Here is an 18,214-nt window from a genome sequence, read left to right on the forward strand (position 1 = left end):
CATTCGCTCCTTATAACTTCGGAAGCGCGAATCCACCTGTCGCAAGCTCAAACGCATGCGCAGCGCGATAGATCGTCGCCTCATCGAAATGTTTTCCAATGATTTGTAAGCCGACCGGAAGACCGTCGACGAATCCAGCTGGAACCGAAATTGCTGGGACACCCGCTAAGTTGATTGGAATCGTCAAGATGTCATTCGCATACATCGTGACGGGATCATCCAGTTGTGCACCGAGCTCGAATGCTGGTGTCGGTGCTGTTGGTCCGATGATGACGTCATAATTCGCAAGGACATCGTCGAAGTCTTTTTTGATCAACGTCCGAGCTTGTTGTGCTTTTTTATAGTAGGCATCGTAGTAACCTGAGCTGAGCGCGTACGTTCCGAGCATGATCCGGCGCTTGACTTCGTCTCCGAATCCTTGTGAACGGGAATACTTGAAGACATCTTCAAGTGCATCCGCTTCCGCACGGACTCCGTAACGAATGCCGTCAAAGCGCGCGAGGTTCGATGATGCTTCCGATGAAGCGAGTAAGTAGTACGTCGCAAGCGCATATTTCGAGTTCGGAAGTGACACCTCATCGACCGTCGCACCGAGTGCTTCTAGTTTTTGGATCGCTTCACGGATGTTGGCTTTGACGCCTTCACTGACACCCTCACCGAAATATTCTTTCGGAACAGCGATCTTCAACCCTTTGATATCACCTGTCAACGCTTGTGTGTAATCCGTTGTTGCGACGTTCGCAGACGTCGAATCCATCTCACAGTGTCCTGCGATCGCGCTCAAGAGATACGCATTGTCTTCGACTGTTCGTGTCAACGGACCGATTTGGTCAAGAGACGACGCGAACGCAACGAGACCGAAGCGTGAGACGAGACCGTATGTCGGTTTCAACCCGACGACACCACAATAGGCAGCCGGTTGACGAATCGAACCACCTGTATCCGAACCAAGGCTGAACAAGACTTCGCCTGCTGCGACAGATGCTGCTGAACCACCTGAAGAACCACCTGGAACGTGTTTCGTATTCCATGGGTTGCGAACCGGTTTGTACGCTGAGTTCTCGTTTGAAGAACCCATCGCGAACTCATCCATGTTCAATTTCCCGATCGTGATCGCCCCTGCTTCATGCAGACGCTCGACGACCGTCGCGTCATGCGCTGGTACGAAGTTCTCGAGGAATTTCGAACCACATGTCGTCGTCATCCCTTTCGTGACGATGTTATCCTTGACGCCGATTGGAAGACCAAACAATGGATTCGCTTCGTGTTTCGCGACATCATCCATTCGTTTTGCTTGCTCGAATGCTTCTTCGTTCAATGAAAGAAACGCACCGATTTTTCCATCGACGCGGTCGATTTGATCAAAGGATTCTTGGACGAGTTCAGAAACTTTGACTTCGCCATCCTGAATGAGTGTGTGTAGTGTTTTGACACCATGTTCAAAAAGTGACATCGGGTCATTTCCTCCTTATTCGAACACCGCTGGGACGCGGACTTGTCCGTCTTCCCAATCCGGTGCGAGTCGTTCTACTTCCGTACGAGGAAGTGATGGACGTACTTCGTCCTTACGTAGGACGTTCTTTAAATCGAGGACATGAGTCGTCGGTTCGACGCCTGTCGTATCAAGTTCATTTAATTGTTCAGCGAACCCAAGAATCTTCTCGAGTTGTCCTGTGAATTGTGCTACTTCTTCATCTGTCACGGCAAGGCGTGCCAAATGCGCCACGTGGCGGACTTGCTCCTCATTAATCTTTGCCATGTCATTCCACCTCCGGAACTTTTGCGATATATTTTACACTATTTCTAATCATAGCACTTTTCGTCCAGACAAAAAAGACGATGGTGCATCGGGGGGAGGTCCGCACCATCGTCCTATAGGGGTAGCAAAGCTTCCGGGCGGAAAGCTTCTAGTTATGAAATACCCGCTTTAAATCAGACGAAACAAAAATACTGAATATTCATACTAAGACATCGATGAGCAGATAGATATTGAAGACGATGACGATCGAGACGATCACCCATGCCAACGCGTTCATGAACCGACTGTTCCGATGTTCTCCCATGTACCGCTCACTCGCAGTCGCCCGAATCAAGGGAATCAAGGCGAACGGAATCCCGAACGATAAGGCGACCTGACTAAGGACAAGTGCCCGTGTCGGATCAAAACCGGAGAACAGCAACACAATCGCCGGCAACATCGTCACGGTCCGTCGAACGAACAATGGCAGTTGAAGATGAAGAAAGCCGCGCATGATCGCGTCACCTGACATCGTCCCGACGCTTGAAGAAGCGAGACCCGAGACGAGTAAAGCAATCGCAAACAGATATGGTGCGCTACCACCGAGCGTGACATGAAGCCCCTCGTAAATTGCTTCAAGCGAACCCGCTTGGTATGACGTGCCATAAAAAACACTTGCTGCGATGACGAGCATCGCTCCATTGACCGCTCCGGCAATCAACATCGCTCCCCAAATATCGAAACGCTGAATCCGTAACATCGATAATTTATTCGCAACGTGCCCCATCCGTCGTTTCGTTAAATCGGAATGGAGATAGATCGCATGCGGCATGACGGTCGCTCCGAGCATCCCGGCAGCAAGGACGATGCTCGACGTACCTTCAAATCCCGGTAACAATCCTGCCGATAGATCACGAAAGACCGGATGAACTTCAAATACTTCAATCGCAAAAGCAGCGGCGATGATTAAGACGAGTACGGCGATGACAGCTTCGAAATGCCGGAGTCCTTTTTGCTCGAAGCCAAGGATGACGAACGACAAGACCGCCGTCAATAATGCCGCCATCCGTAAATCAATTGCGAACAGTAAATGAAATCCGAGTGCCGCGCCGACGAACTCCGCGAGATCGGTTGCCATCGCGACAAGCTCTGCTTGTACCCAGTAGAAGAAGCGCGTGACCGGCGATAACTCCTCCCGGATTACTTCCGCTAAACTGAGATTACTGACGATTCCAAGCTTGGCTGATAGGAACTGAATGACGACGGCCATCAAGTTCGATGCAACGATGACCCAAAGCAGCAAATAGCCATACTGAGCGCCTGCCGTCATATTCGTCGCGAAGTTTCCCGGATCGAGATACGCGACGGCAGCGACGAACGCTGGTCCAATATATGTCCGTTTTTTCGGTAAATCTTGTGTAAGTGGCTGTGTCGCCATCTCGTTCACCTCACTTTTTGTTTTCATTATACGCTCATTTTGCACAAGCGCAACAAATATGTTTATGGTAAATAACAACGTATGAAGTGAATTAAAAAGGGATGTTTCCTGTAATCAGGAAACATCCCTTTTGTTAGTTAGACGATCTTCCGCTCTGGTTCTGCACCTTTTAGCTGTGCTTGCACTTGATCGAATTCATCATAGATCGCTTGACTCGGTTCCTTCGTCACGAGACTACCGACGACGAGCGCAACAGTCGAAGCGAAGAAGGCTGGAATCATCTCGTACATCTCAGAAATGTAGAATGGCAACCCTTCGACATTTTGTTTGATGAGAATCCAGGCGATGACGACGACAGATCCCGTAATCATCGAAGCAAGTGCTCCTGTCTTGTTCATCCGGCGCCAAAGCAAGCTGAACAGAACGACTGGTCCGAACGCCGCACCGAAACCAGCCCACGCATAACCAACGAGAGTCAAGATTGACTTCTGTGCACCGAACGATAAGAGAATCGCTAGAGCAGCGACGACAAGGACCATCACGCGCCCCATGACCATCAATTCACGATCCGAAGCATTACGCTTGAAGAAACGTTGATAGAAATCATTCGTTGCCGCACTCGAAGAGACGAGTAGCTGTGTCGAGATCGTCGACATGATGGCAGCAAGTAAGGCTGCAAGCAACAGTCCCGTAATGAAACCAGGGAAGAGATCGCGTGATAATTGAATGAAGACATTCTCTGGTTCTCCTAAAGGACTATTTTGTTGCGTGAAGTAGGCATATCCGATCAAACCTGTCACCATCGCTCCAACGATTGAGAACGTCATCCAGATCATCCCAACGCGACGTGCTGACTTCATCTCGTGTAAGTTCCGAATCGCCATGAAACGAACGATGATATGCGGCTGACCAAAGTAGCCGAGTCCCCATGCGAGTAGCGAGACGATCCCAATGACCGTCGTACCTTTGAATAACTCGAGCTTTGAACCGTCCGTCGACCGGATCGTTTCGAGCGTCTCGTTGATCCCACCGCTTAAAGCGAGGGCAACGCCTGGTACGATCAGCAACGCGATGACCATGATCATCCCTTGGACGACGTCCGTCCAACTGACGGCAAGGAAACCACCGAGGAAGACATAAGCGATGACGACGCCCGCTAAAATCCAAAGACCTGTCGTATAATCCAGTCCGAAAACCGCTTCGAACAAACGACCACCTGCAACAAAACCACTTGATGCGTACATTATAAAGAATATTAAGATAACTCCAGCTGAAACGGTACGCAAGACACCACTTTTATCGTGGAATCGTTTTTCAAAGTAATCGGGAATCGTGATCGCATCCCCTGCATGTGCCGTATAAGCACGCAGACGCGGCGCGACGAGTAACCAGTTGGCGTAAGCACCAAGCAATAAACCAACGACGATCCATCCACTGGACAGACCAGTTGCATACATCGCACCCGGTAATCCCATCAACAACCAGCCACTCATGTCACTTGCTCCAGCAGAGAGCGCCGTGACGACGGGACCAATCGTACGTCCCCCAAGCATGTAGTCATTCATGTTCTTCGTCCGATAATACGCAATGACGCCTAGTGCGACCATCAGTCCGAGATACAGCAAAATCGCAAACCACATTCCGTTCATCCTTGCTCCCCCTTTTTTTCGTGATATAAGAAAAACGGGCATGCAGGTCGCACACCCGTTTCATCTATTAAACACCATTTCAGAACATTTCTGAAGTTGTTTTTGCTTGAAGATGTAAAGTCAAGTAATCCGGTCCGCCTGCTTTCGAATCCGTTCCAGACATGTTGAATCCACCGAATGGTTGGTAGCCAACGATTGCGCCTGTGCACCCACGGTTGAAGTAGAGGTTACCGACGTGGAAGTTCGCACGCGCGTACTCTTGGTTCGTCCGGTCTTGCGTGATGACGGCACCTGTCAATCCGTATTCCGTGTTGTTCGCGATGTCGATTGCTTCTTTGAAATCTTTCGCTTTCGTGAACGCGACGACTGGTCCGAAGATCTCTTCTTGCATCAAACGATCCGTTGGTTGAACGTCAGCGACGACTGTCGGTGAGACGAAGAATCCTGTTGAATCATCTGCCGTACCACCTGCGACGATACGTCCTTCTTCTTTTGCGACGTCGAAGTACGACGTGATTTTCTTGAACGCTGCTGCGTCGATGACCGGTCCGACATTGTTTGAGACATCTGTTGGGTTACCGATGCTCAGTTTGTTCGTGTTCGCGACGACTTTTTCGAGCAACTCGTCATAGACAGAGTCGAGTGCGACAACACGTGAACAAGCTGAACATTTTTGACCCGAGAATCCGAATGCAGCTTTCGTGATCATGTCCGCTGCGTAATCGAGGTCAGCCGACTCATCGATGACCATCGTATCTTTTCCGCCCATTTCCGCGATGACGCGTTTGAGCCAGATTTGACCTTCGTTTAGTTTCGATGCCCGCTCGTTGATACGAAGACCGACATCACGTGATCCCGTGAAGCTGATGAAACGTGTTTTCGGGTGATCGACGAGGTAATCACCGACTTCTGCTCCTGAACCGGGTACGAAGTTCAAGACGCCAGCCGGAAGACCAGCCTGCTCCATCACTTCGACGAATTTCGCCGCGACGACCGGTGTCGTCGATGCGGGTTTCAAGAGGATCGGGTTCCCTGCCACGATTGCTGCGACAGCTGTTCCAGCCATGATCGCGAGTGGGAAGTTCCATGGTGAGATGATGACACCAACACCGAGTGGAATGTAATCGTAACGGTTGTATTCGCCTGGACGACTCTCGACTTTTTTGCCGTCTTTTAAGACGAGCATCTGACGTGCGTAGTACTCGAGGAAGTCGATTGCTTCTGCTGTATCGGCATCGGCTTCATTCCAAGGCTTCCCTGCTTCTTTGACGAGGTAGGCAGAGAACTCATGCTTCCGCTTACGGATGATGTTCGCTGCTTTGAATAGGACGTCCGCACGTACAGACGGATTGACGAATTTCCATGTTTCGAAAGCTGTGACTGCTGCTTGCATCGCTTCTTCTGCATGTTTCTGTGTCGCTTTCGAGACACGTCCGACGATCTCTTCTTTGTTAGCCGGATTGACGGAGACGATTTTATCTTCCGTCGTCACATGTTTTCCACCGATGACGAGCGGATAATCTTTGCCGAGTTCTTGCGTGACGAGTGCAAGTGCCTCTTCGAACGCTTTCTTGTTTGCTTCTTGTGAGAAGTCCGTGAATGGTTCGTGTTTGTACGGAATCATCTCTATTCCCCCTTTAATCTCTACTTTAAATCGCTTACATTCTCCATTGTACAGAAGCATGAGTCCGCTTACAATTATTCTAGTCAAAAAAATAGAGGAGCGACCGATTTGGTCGCTCCTCCGTTCTCAATTATTCCTTCGCTTGTGAAAAGACGATCTCTTCGTGTTCAATTGAAACTTTGACGTCTTGCCCTTGGAATAACCAATCATCTTGATCCGAGACGACGAAGTGAATGCCATCGACGACTTCTTCGACTGCTACCCGTTCGACTTCTTCCATATGAACACCAACCGAGAAACCTTGTGTTAAATCCGTTGAGCCACCATATTTTGCGAAGAAGCGAATCGTATCGCCTGATTTTGCTTCCATCTCATCTTTAAAGTATTGCAATGCCTCATCTGTAATATGAATTTTCATATCTATCACTCCCCTTTCGTTTAGTGTACCGATATCCTACTCAAAAAAGCGAATTTCCTGTATGGTAGAGACAAGATTAGCTATGGAAGCACCATGAAACATTCATCTTAGGAGGAATTCGAATGAAACGATCGCTCGTAGTGCTGCTTGCGACCAGTCTCGTACTCGTCGGTTGCGGAAACGATTCCCCGTCTTCTACAGATACCAAATCCCCGAAGACGACGGAAACGAAACAACAGAAGGCTGAACAAGCCGTTCTTGACGTCTATCAAACATACGAAAAAACACTCGGTCAATCCGGACGAGCAGATGCAAAAGACCTTGCATCGATTGAATATACGGGTGACGAAAAACAACTTGAACCGCTTGCCGTTGGTGCGAAAAACTTGAATGTCGTTCCCGGTAAGGTCGTCAAGTCGTTCCAAAAGGGCGACGTCGCCTATATCATCCACGAATTCAAGGATGCGAAAGGATCGATTCTCCCGAACCGAGGATCGAAGCTGTTATTGAAGAAAGACGACGAGTGGAAAATCGTCCTGACACCGACGACATTCGATCCGTCCGTCTTCTCGACACTTGGTGACATGTTCACTGGATTTAACGCTGATGAGTATGGTGTCAATGCGAAGGCGGCTGATGAGATCGGAAAAACCGATGAAAAAGAGCAAGATGCCGTCTTTTCTCGCGTCAATGCGCAAACCGATTATATGGCGCTCGAGATGAACAGTAACATTCTGATGATTTATGGTGAGGCGCTCAAGAACGAAGGAAACCCTGAGACGCTCGTTGATTACTATCAAGACTACGCAGACTGGTATGAAGAAGAACAGCCACTCCTCATGAAGACGGCGAAAGCCGGGACGGATTATGAGAAGTACTTGATCGCACTCGATCCATTAAAAGAGAGTCTTCAAAAGAAGCTTGAGAAATATGCGGATCAATTAAACATGGAATTAGGATAAGGAGGAATTTTTCATGCAAGCACCTACATTCACCCTTCCGAATGCACAAGGAGAACCGATTTCCCTCGAGGATTATCGTGGAAAAAAAGTCGTACTCTATTTCTATCCGAAGGATTCAACGCCTGGCTGTACGACCGAGGCATGTGATTTCCGCGATGCGACGCAAGCGTTCGAAGAGAACAACACCGTCATTCTCGGTGTTTCTGCCGATAGTCAGAAACGGCATCAAAACTTTATCGCAAAATATGAATTACCGTTCCAATTGTTATCAGATGTCGATCACGAAGTGTGTGAGCAATATGGTGTCTGGCAACTGAAAAAGAACTATGGAAAGGAATATTTTGGAATTGTTCGTTCAACGTTTTTAATTGATGAATCTGGTGAAATCGTCAAAGAATGGCGCAGTGTGAAAGTAAAAGATCACGTCGCAGAAGCACTTCAGTACGTCCAAAAGCAGAAATGAGATTATGAACCAGTTGTTTCATACAACTGGTTCTTTTTGTATTCAATAATTTTAAAAACTCCTAATTTTATCCTTACATAAAAATAATTTTTCGTAAAAAAACGTTGGTATTACACATAAATTTAATAATTTTGAAATAATCTGAAAATATTCTATTGATTTTTCTGAATATTGTATTTATTATTGATAACAAGTTGATCCGGTGCTTTCCACAGCTTAAGAATAAAAGGCGATGACCCCTCTTATTTTTAGTCGGACACCGGATCGCTATCCTATCGGTTCTTATCGTTTCACCAGATATATCTATTTCTTTTGGGAGGGATTTACTTTATGGAAAAGAAAAAGGCACTTGCACTCGTTGGAGCACTGACAATCGCTGGCTCAAGTCTTGCAGCATGCTCGACGACAGATGAAGGTTCAAAAGAAGGCGGTTCGACATCTGGAGAAAAATCTTCAGACAAACAAGTCTTGAATATCATCAGCGGTTCGGATATTCCAGCACTTAGCCCAACCGTCGCAACAGACTCTGTATCCTTCACAGTCTTGAACAACGTTCAAGAAGGTCTGTTCCGTCTAGACGAGAATCAAGAAGCAACACCGGGTGTCGCAGAAAGTGTTGATGTTTCTGAAGATGGACTTACATACACGTTCAAACTTCGTGATTCGAAATGGTCGGATGGCAGCGATGTCACAGCAAAAGACTTCGAATACGCATGGAAACGCGTCCTTGATCCGAAGAGTGGTTCACAGTATGCGTATATCATGTATATCATCGATGGCGCTGAAGCATACAACACAAGTAAAGGAAAAGCAGACGATGTCGCAGTCAAAGCGGTCGATGACAAAACGCTTGAAGTCAAGTTGACTCAACCGGCTGAATACTTCAAATCGTTGACTGGTTTCGGTTCATTCATGCCACTGAAACAAGAATTCGTTGAGAAACAAGGTAAAAACTTTGCTTCGAAGCCGGACACATTCCTTTACAACGGACCATTCGTCCTCTCGGATTGGAAGACGGATGTTGGCTGGAGCTATAAGAAAAACGATCAGTACTGGGATAAAGATAATGTCAAACTTGAAGAAATCAACACGAAAATCGTTAAGGAAGTCTCGACAGGCGTCAACTTGTACGAAAAAGGTGACATCGATCTAGCTGGTTTAACAAGTGAGTTCGTTGATCAATACAAAGACAAAGAAGACTTTGATACACGTCTTGATGCAGCAATGTACTATATCCAAATGAACTTCAAGAATGACCTCTTGAAGAACAAGGATATCCGTAAAGCGATCGATTCAGGATACGACAAGAAGCAGATGGCTGATGTTCTCTTGAACAACGGTTCAATCCCTGCTTACTACTACGTACCAAAAGACTTCGCGAAAGGTCCAGACGGTAAAGATTTCCGTGATGGCAACGAAGGTTTCGGTTCATATGACGCATCATCTGCAAAAGCATCATTCGAAAAAGGACTGAAAGCCGTCGGCAAGAAGTCTCTCAAACTCGAACTTCTTTCATACGATGATGACAACTCGAAAAAAATCTCGGAGTACCTCAAAGGCGAGTGGGAGAAAAACCTTCCAGGTCTTGAAGTTACAATCAAACAACAACCATTCAAGAACAAGTTGGATCTCGAGTCTAAAGGTGAGTTCGAGCTATCGTTCGCAGGATGGGGACCTGACTACCAGGATCCGATGACATTCCTCGATATGTGGGTAACTGGTGGACCATACAACCGTGGTAAGTACACGAGCGATAAGTATGATTCACTCATCAAGTCAGCTCAAAAAGAAGTAGATGCTGAGAAACGTTGGCAGGCCCTCAAAGATGCTGAGAAAACACTCCTTGAAGAGGATCAAGCGATCTCAGTTATGTACCAAAAAGGTGTTTCGCTTCTTCGTAAACCGTACGTCAAAGGAATCGTCAACCACAAAGTCGGTGCCGATACTTCGTACAAATGGGCTTACATCGAAGGAAAATAAGTCATACCCCAAGACCAGATTCGCTGACGAGCGTGTCTGGTCTTTTTTTCCATATGAGCCGTTTGTCCTATTTTTCTGAATAGAATTAAAATTTCGTGTCATTCTGTTTTCATTTCCATGACTTCCATTTATACTAAGCAAAGAATCCGATTCACTTTATTTACAATATTTTGCGGGAATTATTCATAATTAATGGAAATGTACCGATATATCTAATACAGAGGACTTTTGCCTCAATACTACATCGAACTAGGAAGGAGGACTCACTCATGAAGCAACGTGTACTTACGAGTCAACAGAGTTATACAGAAGAGCAGCTTGAGATGATTGAAGCCATCCGTGCGGTCGGTGAACTCATCCAGGACCGTCCACGCCGTACTGTCTATCGCCGTTATGCTTTAGTTAATGACTGGCCTCAGCCAGAAAACATCATCCGTCAATTTGGTTCGTGGCCAGAAGCCTTGTCTGCTGCTGGATACGAGTGGAATGTCGATCAACAGCCGGAGGAGCTTGAGCGGGCACCGAAATACACGAAAGACGAAATCTTAAAGTCGTTCGAACGGTACGCACAAGACGTCGGCTCTACGATCACACTCAAGAAGTACCAGATGTGGCGTAAATCCGTCCATCATGCACCGAGTCACTATCACATCGTTAAGATGTTCGGTTCGTGGCACGATGCTTGTACCGCTGCAGGACTCGAAGCGAGCGTCACCTATTCAAAAGCTGAACTTGCTGCTTCTCTGCGTCAAGCAATCGAGGAAGTCGGCTTTGCCCTCTCTTTTGAAGCATACCGGGAATGGGCAAAACGAAACAACAAACCATCGACGAAAGCCTTACTTCATCGTTACGGCTCTTGGTCAGCCGCGATTCATGCGATTGAAAACGAGATTCGCCTCAGCAAACAACAAGCTCAATGAACTTATTCTTTTTTGATCCTTCTCGTTCATCCGAACTGGGAGGATTTTTTACATCAAAAAAGAAGATAGCGTCTCTGCTACCTTCTTCTACTTGATTTAAATGACCTTCTCTTTCCACTCTTGATACGATGCGACACGGTCGCGTCCTTGGAACTTCGCTCCGACGTACATCGCACGGTCGGCATTTCGAATCAAACTCGCGAGATCACCAAGTTCTTTTAATGTATCGATGCCGATACTGGCCGTGATTCGGAGCGTATGCCCTTCGACTAAGATCGGATTCGCATGCAACGTCTCGCGGATTCGCTCTGCGACGATTTGGGCAGAATCAAGATCCGTATTCGGTAGTAAGATGACAAACTCCTCTCCCCCGTAACGCGCGACAAGATCTGTGATACGTGTTGCCTGCATCAATAACTTCGCAACTTCAAATAGGACGACGTCTCCGACTTCATGACCATACGTATCATTGATTTGTTTGAAGTGATCTAAATCGATCATTAAGGCCGAGAACGGATAAAGGTCGCGTTGTTTAATTCGACGATCGCCCCACTCTTGCAAGGCACGATAGTTCGGTAATTTCGTCATCGCATCTGTCCGGCTGTCAGTCAACAAGCGTTCTCGCTCGTGTGCCCGTTCCACTGCCCACGACAGGACACGAAGGGCACGGTATAGCTCATATCCAAAATCCTGCGTGAATTCACCACTTGCGTTCGAGGCAAGGAGCAACGAGCAGTTGATCGTCTCCGTCGCTTCCGGTTGAATGAAGAGGACCGACTGTGTCTCTTCCGGCAAGCTATCGTAAAGACGAATATCCCACTCCTGTTGCATCCCGTAAAGAAGGACTTCTTCTTTTTCGATGATGTCTTCAATGATTCGTCCTTCGACATGATCGGCTTTTAACTTTCGTCCGTCCTTCAACGAATAGTACACGCTTTGCTTTCCTTCTTTGAAATCAAACTTAATCCAAGCGATATCCGGTTTGACGAATTGATTGAGCTGTCGTAAATACCGCTCGATGATGAACTGGGCATCACCGTCTTTCCAAGCCGCCTCTTTCAATCGCTCGATCTGCTCCCAATGTTCGATCCGGTCTGTCGCTTCAACGGAACTTCCCAGTGCGCGCTTGATGATGAATAAGGCAAACGCCGCCATGACGAGTCCGCTATTTCCGTTCCCTTGAACGACAAGTGTACTGAAGATTCCGTATAACAATTCTGCTGTGATGACGACCGCTTCGAAACGTAGGAGTTGGAACATGACGTCACTTGGAATGTTTTCTCCAAGAAGAAATCGGGATAACTGATATTGCAATAAGAGGACGATCCAGAGAATCGCAACCATCGCCAGTAACGGAACGATGTTTTCTGTCAGCACGAATGCTTCGCCATGTGTCCCGCCAAGTGCATTATAGGCAAGACCTGCTGGAACGATTAAAAACAATTCGAGTGCGACGTTGAAGGGATAGTTATGTAACATCCGCCGACGTCCGATTGGTGTATGAATCGTTCGCAACTGATAGATGAGCATCGTCAATTGCCCAACACAAATCGCTGATAGTAATCCATACGTCAAAAATGTAAAGAGGACGAATCCAAAATGGAAAGTAAAACTCATATGACGACGACGGACAGGATCGACGACGAAAATCGTCGATAAGGCGGCAATCAATAAGAACGTAAACAAATCGACGCTGAGACTATAATCTCTCGACTTCGCAAAAAGATCGATGCCTATGACGATTACGAAAAAAACGACCCAGCTTCGAAGGAGATATTGTTGAAAACGACGCACAAAACATTCCCCTTCCTTTAAGTTATGTAGTTGTATATTACTGGAAATCGATATGTCCATTATTCTACTTTTCGAGCAAAAAGTCGAACTTCGATGGTCTCCTTTGATACAATTGACGCGAGGTGATTTTTTTATGACAAATACATTCACGCAACACGCATTTGATACATTTCAGATCGATGGACTAGAACCACGGATGGAAGCGATTCGCGAACGCATCCAGCCGGTCTTTCGAGACATCGGTCAGGAAGTCGCACCTGACTTAACGGTCGCAACAGCAGAAGATCTCCATGTTCACATCGCGCAACATGCACGTCGGAAGGTCAACCCTCCGAAGGATACATGGATGGCATTCTCACCCGATAAACGTGGATACAAAAAACATCCGCATTTCCAAGTCGGTCTGTTTGATGATCATCTGTTCATTTGGCTTGCCTATATCTACGAGTTACCGAATAAACAACAATACGCATCGAAACTGTTACAGCATACAGAACTGCTGACATCCCTTCCGGATGATTTCGTCGTCTCATACGATCATATGAAAAAAGACGCCGTCTCCGTTCATGAGACGGATATCGAAAAAGGATTACAACGTTTTCACGACGTCAAAAAGGCAGAATTCCTTGTTGGTCGTCATATTCCGGCAGAACAAGTGCATCACCTGTCACGCGAAGAATTACTCGACATGATTCGAAATACCTATTCGCATCTCGTACCACTCTACAAAACGATTAAATAAAAAGGATGGCCGAATCGGTCATCCTTTTTACATTAGTTATATTTTACTAGAATTGACATGACTTGTGTACGGTCGGAATTCAAATTTAGATAAATGTTGACCTGTTTTGAGGAAACGGTCATGACGTTGAATGTTTTATCGAGTTTCGCTGTCGGATACGCTTTTTTGACTTCCTTGACCGTCACAGTCCGCTTGACCTGCTTCGGATCATAGACGATGGCACTAACTTTCGCTTTTGTGTCCTTCACCCCATACGTGGAGCAGTAATGAAGGGCACGATCCGCTGAGGCAAGACCATTTCCGCTTTGACACCAATTCGAGTTCTTTTCCCCCTTATAGGATTTATGTACTTGGGCGAGTGTTGTTTTCTCAAGAACGACTTTTCCATCGAGTGAACGTGCTTGTTTCGCTTGTGTTTGAATTTCTTGCAGCCATTTGACGTCTGTCTGTTTTGTTGCTTCGACCGGTTGGTTATATGAAGTGCCTGACACGATGCTGACAGTGAGTGCGGCAGTTAAGATGATTCCTAAGACTTGTTTCATGATGATGTCCTCCTCGGCGCCTATGAAAGGCGTTGATAATAAACTGATTCCCCTATTTCAAAAAATTATTCAGTTTTTATAGTTTTTTTCTGGGAACTTATATTTATTTTTTTGATGAGAAATAAAAAAAGAACCTAGTGTCGCATGACACTAGGTTCTACCTCATTTCTTATGCATCTTAAACTCTAGGAACAACTCATTGTAATGCGCGAGCATTTTCTTTCCGAGGTTCTCATAGACTTCAAGTGTATCGGTAACTTGTTTATCAGGATAGAATCGCTCATCGGTCCGAACCGACTCGTCGAGCAGTTTCAAGCCTTCTTTGTTTGGTGTCGAATAGCCAACGTAGTCTGCGTTCTTCGCTGAAATATCAGGACGTAACATGAAGTTGATGAACTCGTGTGCCCCCTCGACGTTTTTCGCAGTCTTCGGAATGACGACATTATCGAACCAGACGTTTGATCCTTCTTTTGGAATGACGTAGTCGAGATTTTCGTTTTCGCTCATGATCTCGTTTGCATCACCAGACCAGACGACACCGAGTCCTGCTTCTTCGTTCGCGAGCAATAACTTGATTTCATCCCCGACGATTGCCTTGACGTTTGGTGTCAGGCGCATCAAGTTCGCTTTTGCTTCCTGTAGTTTCGACTCATCCGTTTCGTTCAACGAATAACCGAGACTATTCAAGCTCATCCCCATGACTTCACGGGCACCGTCAGCGAGTAGAATCTGATTCTTTAGCTTCGGATCCCAAAGATCCTTCCAGCTCGTCGGTTTCTTCCCATCAATCAAGTCTTTATTGTAGACGATACCGACCGTTCCCCAGAAATATGGAATCGAGTACTTATTGTTCGGATCGAATGATAAATCTAAAAAGCGTGAATCGATGTTTTTGAGATTCGGAATTTTTTGATGATCAATCGGAACGACGAGCTTCTCATCGATCATCTTCGCAATCGCATAGTCGGACGGAACAGCGATATCGTATGTCGTTCCTCCCTGTTCGATTTTCGTCAGCATCGCTTCGTTCGAGTCGAACGTTTGATAGACGACCTTGATGCCGCTCTCTTTTTCAAACTGTTTGATCAGTGCTGGGTCGATGTAATCGCCCCAGTTGTAGATGTTCAGGACATTTTTACCCGAATACCCTTGTGTCTCATTCAACTGATTCAAGGTGAATAGGATAACACCTGAAATCAAGAAAATCGCGGCGAACAATTGAATCAATTTTTTCAACGGTCATTTCACCTCCGGTCGCGAAAGCTTCGTAGCAGCACGTTGGTTCAAGAAGTAGTAGCCGATGACGAGTAGGAACGTAAACAAGAAGATGACAGTCGACAGGGCGTTGATCTTCATCGAAATCCCTTGACGGGCGAGTGAGTAGATCTCAACGGACAACGTTGTGAAGCCATTTCCTGTCACGAAGAACGTCACCGCAAAATCATCCAATGAGTACGTCAATGCCGTGAAGAATCCAGCAAAGATACCTGGTGTAATGTACGGTAAGATGACTTTCGTCAAAACATCCCAACGGCTTGCGCCTAAGTCACGCGCTGCATCAACGAGCGTCGGACTCATCTCCTGCAACTTCGGTAAGACGAGAATGACGACGATCGGTACCGAAAATGCGATGTGGGACAGTAAGACCGACGTAAAGCCGAGCTGGATGCCAAGTAGCGTGAAGAAAATCAAGAACGATGCCCCGATGATGACATCCGGACTGACGATCAAGATGCTATTTAGCGTCAACAACGACGTCTCGACCCGTTTCTTGCGGACGGCTTGAATCCCGATCGCTCCGAATACGCCAAGGATCGTCGAGATCGCAGCTGACAACAAGGCGATGACGAGTGTGTTTAAGACGATGATCAACAAGCGTGAATCTTGGAAGACTTCCTTGTACCAATCCCACGTGAACGAATCGAAGTTCGTCATATTGTCAGCGCTATTGAACGAATAGAATGCCAAGTAGAATATCGGAGCATACAAAATGATGAAGACTCCGATCAGATAAAGATTTGCTAGTTTCAGACGTTTCATCAAGTCGTCGCTCCTTTCTTCCGTTTCGTACTCGTCGAGGCAAGGATGATCGCCATCGCGATGATGAGGAAGACGGCGATCGTCGCTCCCATGCCCCAGTTTTGTGTCACGAGGAACTGCTGTTCAATCGCTGTACCGAGCGTGATGACGCGGTTCCCGGCAATCAGACGCGTAATCATGAACAGCGATAATGCCGGAATGAAGACGAGCTGACAGCCTGACTTCACACCGTCGAGCGTCAACGGGAAGACGACGCGCCGGAACGTCGTGAAGTTCGACGCCCCAAGATCACGTGCAGCGAAGACGAGTGACGGGCTCAGTTTTTCAATCGCGTTGAAGATCGGCAGGATCATGAACGGAATGAAGATGTACACCGAGACGAAGACAAAACTGAAATCGGTAAAGAGAATCTGTTGTCGTCCAATCCCAATCGCTTCAAGCGTTTGGTTCGCAAGACCATACGTACTGAACAACCCGATGAAAGCATAAGCTTTCAACAATAAGTTGATCCATGTCGGTAAGATGATCAAAAGTAGCCACAGCTGTTTATGCTTCGTTTTCGTCAACAAATAAGCGGTCGGATAACCGATCAAGAGCGAAAACACCGTAATCAAAAACGCATACCAGAACGAGCTGAGTGTCATCGTCAAATACGTCGACGTAAAGAAGTTCTGGTAGTTCTCAAATGAGAAGTTGCCGTCCAAATCAAGGAATGAATAGTAGACGACGAGTACGATCGGTGCGATGACGAACAAGGCAATCCAGAATAGATACGGGATGAGATACCAGTTACGTGATTTTTGCATCATAACACCCCGTCGTAGGATTCCAGACGCTTATCGAATTCTTCTTCCGTCTCGTTCAGTCGCATGACGTGAATCGCTTCCGGATCAAATGTCAGTCCGATCTGCTCACCAACCGTCGCCTTTTTCGTACTGTGGACGAGCCATTCGTTACCGACTTCATCCATACAAGCGATCTCGTAGTGCACGCCACGGAAGAGTTGCGAATCGACGGTGACTTGTAGTTTCCCCTGTGTCACGTTCGTGATTTCAAGATCCTCCGGACGGATGACGATCTCGACCGGTTCGTTCAATTCAAGACCACGGTCGACACATTCGAATTCCTTTTCTGCGAACCAGACCCGGTAGTCTTCCACCATGCGCCCTGGAATGATGTTCGACTCACCGATGAAGTCAGCGACGAAGCGGTTGATCGGTTCATCATAGATATCCGTCGGTGTGCCCGATTGTTGAATGACACCGTGATTGAGGACGAAGATTTCATCTGACATTGCCAGTGCCTCTTCTTGGTCATGCGTGACGAAGATGAACGTGATGCCAAGACGACGTTGCAAGTCGCGGAGCTCATACTGCATCTCTGTTCGCAATTTCAAGTCGAGCGCTGATAATGGCTCATCGAGCAAGATGACTTCCGGCTCATTGACGATTGCCCGGGCAATCGCGACACGTTGCCGTTGTCCACCTGACATCTCGGTGATTTCTCGTTTCTCATAACCGGACAAGTTGACGAACTTCAATGCGTCCGTTACACGTTTTGCGATTTCTGCTTCTTTCACCTTCTTGATGCGAAGACCGAAGGCGATGTTTTCGAAAACGTTCAAGTGCGGGAAGAGTGCATAGTCTTGGAAAACAGTATTGACTTGACGTTTGTTCGCCGGTACATCGTTGATTCGTTTTCCGTTGAAGATGATATCTCCTTCTGTTGCTTCCGAAAAGCCAGCAATCAGTCGTAAGATCGTCGTTTTCCCACAACCCGATGGTCCGAGTAACGTATAGAACTTCCCGCGTTCGATTTCAAAGCTGACTTGGTCGAGGACGGTCTGATCGTCATATCGTTTCGTAACGTCCTTGAATTGAATGATCGTAGTATCTGCCAATCTA

Annotated in this window: 17 protein-coding genes; 5 read left to right on the top strand and 12 right to left on the bottom strand. The window is 46.9% G+C overall.

Annotation, left to right across the window (positions count from 1 at the left end; all coding sequences use genetic code 11):
- Positions 1 to 10: 10 nt before the first annotated feature.
- The 6 genes from gatA to KNQ11_RS10085 form a co-directional block, all read right to left on the bottom strand.
- Positions 11 to 1,453, bottom strand: a complete 1,443-nt coding sequence (gene gatA / locus KNQ11_RS10060) for an Asp-tRNA(Asn)/Glu-tRNA(Gln) amidotransferase subunit GatA (protein WP_214771453.1) — start codon at positions 1,451 to 1,453, stop codon at positions 11 to 13.
- 15 nt (positions 1,454 to 1,468) lie between these two features.
- Positions 1,469 to 1,759 (bottom strand): Asp-tRNA(Asn)/Glu-tRNA(Gln) amidotransferase subunit GatC, encoded by a 291-nt coding sequence (gene gatC / locus KNQ11_RS10065; protein WP_023469336.1) that lies wholly within the window; start codon positions 1,757 to 1,759, stop codon positions 1,469 to 1,471.
- 199 nt (positions 1,760 to 1,958) lie between these two features.
- A complete protein-coding gene (locus KNQ11_RS10070; RefSeq protein ID WP_214771469.1) occupies positions 1,959 to 3,203 on the bottom strand; it encodes an Nramp family divalent metal transporter in 1,245 nt (414 codons plus the stop codon).
- Between the two features lie 110 nt (positions 3,204 to 3,313).
- The gene (gene putP, locus KNQ11_RS10075; protein WP_149427818.1) at positions 3,314 to 4,825 is read right to left on the bottom strand and encodes a sodium/proline symporter PutP; all 1,512 of its coding nucleotides are present in this window, start codon (positions 4,823 to 4,825) and stop codon (positions 3,314 to 3,316) included.
- A 79-nt stretch (positions 4,826 to 4,904) separates the two neighbouring features.
- Positions 4,905 to 6,449 (bottom strand): L-glutamate gamma-semialdehyde dehydrogenase, encoded by a 1,545-nt coding sequence (pruA, locus tag KNQ11_RS10080; RefSeq protein WP_149427819.1) that lies wholly within the window; start codon positions 6,447 to 6,449, stop codon positions 4,905 to 4,907.
- 130 nt (positions 6,450 to 6,579) lie between these two features.
- A complete protein-coding gene (locus KNQ11_RS10085) occupies positions 6,580 to 6,867 on the bottom strand; it encodes a HesB/YadR/YfhF family protein (RefSeq protein ID WP_053454262.1) in 288 nt (95 codons plus the stop codon).
- Between the two features lie 122 nt (positions 6,868 to 6,989).
- On the opposite strand from KNQ11_RS10085, the gene KNQ11_RS10090 reads away from it, so the two are divergent.
- The 4 genes from KNQ11_RS10090 to KNQ11_RS10105 all read left to right on the top strand — a co-directional run bounded on the left by KNQ11_RS10090 (position 6,990) and on the right by KNQ11_RS10105 (position 11,192).
- The gene (locus tag KNQ11_RS10090; RefSeq protein WP_087681395.1) at positions 6,990 to 7,829 is read left to right on the top strand and encodes a hypothetical protein; all 840 of its coding nucleotides are present in this window, start codon (positions 6,990 to 6,992) and stop codon (positions 7,827 to 7,829) included.
- Positions 7,830 to 7,842: 13 nt separating this feature from the next.
- Positions 7,843 to 8,292, top strand: coding sequence for a thioredoxin-dependent thiol peroxidase (gene bcp, locus KNQ11_RS10095; protein ID WP_149427820.1), 450 nt, complete (start codon positions 7,843 to 7,845; stop codon positions 8,290 to 8,292).
- A 330-nt stretch (positions 8,293 to 8,622) separates the two neighbouring features.
- The gene (locus KNQ11_RS10100; protein WP_149427821.1) at positions 8,623 to 10,272 is read left to right on the top strand and encodes a peptide ABC transporter substrate-binding protein; all 1,650 of its coding nucleotides are present in this window, start codon (positions 8,623 to 8,625) and stop codon (positions 10,270 to 10,272) included.
- A gap of 269 nt (positions 10,273 to 10,541) precedes the next feature.
- Positions 10,542 to 11,192 carry a homing endonuclease associated repeat-containing protein gene (locus KNQ11_RS10105; protein ID WP_047393045.1) on the top strand — a complete coding sequence of 217 codons (651 nt, stop codon included), beginning with the start codon at positions 10,542 to 10,544 and terminating at the stop codon, positions 11,190 to 11,192.
- A 96-nt stretch (positions 11,193 to 11,288) separates the two neighbouring features.
- On the opposite strand, the gene KNQ11_RS16985 is transcribed toward KNQ11_RS10105, so the two are convergent.
- Positions 11,289 to 12,986 carry a GGDEF domain-containing protein gene (locus KNQ11_RS16985; protein ID WP_064299360.1) on the bottom strand — a complete coding sequence of 566 codons (1,698 nt, stop codon included), beginning with the start codon at positions 12,984 to 12,986 and terminating at the stop codon, positions 11,289 to 11,291.
- Positions 12,987 to 13,119: 133 nt separating this feature from the next.
- On the opposite strand from KNQ11_RS16985, the gene KNQ11_RS10115 reads away from it, so the two are divergent.
- Positions 13,120 to 13,728, top strand: coding sequence for a YktB family protein (locus KNQ11_RS10115; RefSeq protein WP_214771471.1), 609 nt, complete (start codon positions 13,120 to 13,122; stop codon positions 13,726 to 13,728).
- Positions 13,729 to 13,760: 32 nt separating this feature from the next.
- On the opposite strand, the gene KNQ11_RS10120 is transcribed toward KNQ11_RS10115, so the two are convergent.
- From KNQ11_RS10120 to KNQ11_RS10140, 5 genes are all read right to left on the bottom strand, one after another.
- Positions 13,761 to 14,270: a hypothetical protein gene (locus KNQ11_RS10120; protein WP_058703798.1), complete on the bottom strand. Its 510-nt coding sequence runs from the start codon at positions 14,268 to 14,270 to the stop codon at positions 13,761 to 13,763.
- A gap of 162 nt (positions 14,271 to 14,432) precedes the next feature.
- On the bottom strand, positions 14,433 to 15,506 hold the full coding sequence (locus KNQ11_RS10125) for an ABC transporter substrate-binding protein (protein WP_214729221.1): 1,074 nt from the start codon (positions 15,504 to 15,506) through the stop codon (positions 14,433 to 14,435).
- A gap of 3 nt (positions 15,507 to 15,509) precedes the next feature.
- On the bottom strand, positions 15,510 to 16,310 hold the full coding sequence (locus KNQ11_RS10130) for an ABC transporter permease (protein WP_029342587.1): 801 nt from the start codon (positions 16,308 to 16,310) through the stop codon (positions 15,510 to 15,512).
- Positions 16,310 to 17,119 carry an ABC transporter permease gene (locus KNQ11_RS10135; protein ID WP_214771474.1) on the bottom strand — a complete coding sequence of 270 codons (810 nt, stop codon included), beginning with the start codon at positions 17,117 to 17,119 and terminating at the stop codon, positions 16,310 to 16,312. The genes KNQ11_RS10130 and KNQ11_RS10135 overlap by 1 nt, the downstream gene beginning before the upstream one ends.
- A complete protein-coding gene (locus KNQ11_RS10140; protein ID WP_023469351.1) occupies positions 17,116 to 18,210 on the bottom strand; it encodes an ABC transporter ATP-binding protein in 1,095 nt (364 codons plus the stop codon). Before KNQ11_RS10140 ends, KNQ11_RS10135 begins: the two co-directional genes overlap by 4 nt.
- Between the last annotated feature and the right edge of the window lie 4 nt (positions 18,211 to 18,214).

This window comes from Exiguobacterium sp. s39 (genome assembly GCF_018618925.1).
In the GTDB taxonomy this organism is placed as follows: Bacteria; Bacillota; Bacilli; order Exiguobacteriales; family Exiguobacteriaceae; genus Exiguobacterium_A; species Exiguobacterium_A abrahamii.

Excerpts from the sequence above, each read along its gene's own strand:
- gatA (WP_214771453.1), bottom strand. The coding sequence starts at position 1,453 with ATGTCACTTTTTGAACATGGTGTCAAAACACTACACACACTCATTCAG.
- gatC (WP_023469336.1), bottom strand. The coding sequence starts at position 1,759 with ATGGCAAAGATTAATGAGGAGCAAGTCCGCCACGTGGCGCATTTGGCA.
- KNQ11_RS10070 (WP_214771469.1), bottom strand. The coding sequence starts at position 3,203 with ATGAAAACAAAAAGTGAGGTGAACGAGATGGCGACACAGCCACTTACA.
- putP (WP_149427818.1), bottom strand. The coding sequence starts at position 4,825 with ATGAACGGAATGTGGTTTGCGATTTTGCTGTATCTCGGACTGATGGTC.
- pruA (WP_149427819.1), bottom strand. The coding sequence starts at position 6,449 with ATGATTCCGTACAAACACGAACCATTCACGGACTTCTCACAAGAAGCA.
- KNQ11_RS10085 (WP_053454262.1), bottom strand. The coding sequence starts at position 6,867 with ATGAAAATTCATATTACAGATGAGGCATTGCAATACTTTAAAGATGAG.
- KNQ11_RS10090 (WP_087681395.1), top strand. The coding sequence starts at position 6,990 with ATGAAACGATCGCTCGTAGTGCTGCTTGCGACCAGTCTCGTACTCGTC.
- bcp (WP_149427820.1), top strand. The coding sequence starts at position 7,843 with ATGCAAGCACCTACATTCACCCTTCCGAATGCACAAGGAGAACCGATT.
- KNQ11_RS10100 (WP_149427821.1), top strand. The coding sequence starts at position 8,623 with ATGGAAAAGAAAAAGGCACTTGCACTCGTTGGAGCACTGACAATCGCT.
- KNQ11_RS10105 (WP_047393045.1), top strand. The coding sequence starts at position 10,542 with ATGAAGCAACGTGTACTTACGAGTCAACAGAGTTATACAGAAGAGCAG.
- KNQ11_RS10115 (WP_214771471.1), top strand. The coding sequence starts at position 13,120 with ATGACAAATACATTCACGCAACACGCATTTGATACATTTCAGATCGAT.
- KNQ11_RS10120 (WP_058703798.1), bottom strand. The coding sequence starts at position 14,270 with ATGAAACAAGTCTTAGGAATCATCTTAACTGCCGCACTCACTGTCAGC.
- KNQ11_RS10130 (WP_029342587.1), bottom strand. The coding sequence starts at position 16,310 with ATGAAACGTCTGAAACTAGCAAATCTTTATCTGATCGGAGTCTTCATC.
- KNQ11_RS10135 (WP_214771474.1), bottom strand. The coding sequence starts at position 17,119 with ATGATGCAAAAATCACGTAACTGGTATCTCATCCCGTATCTATTCTGG.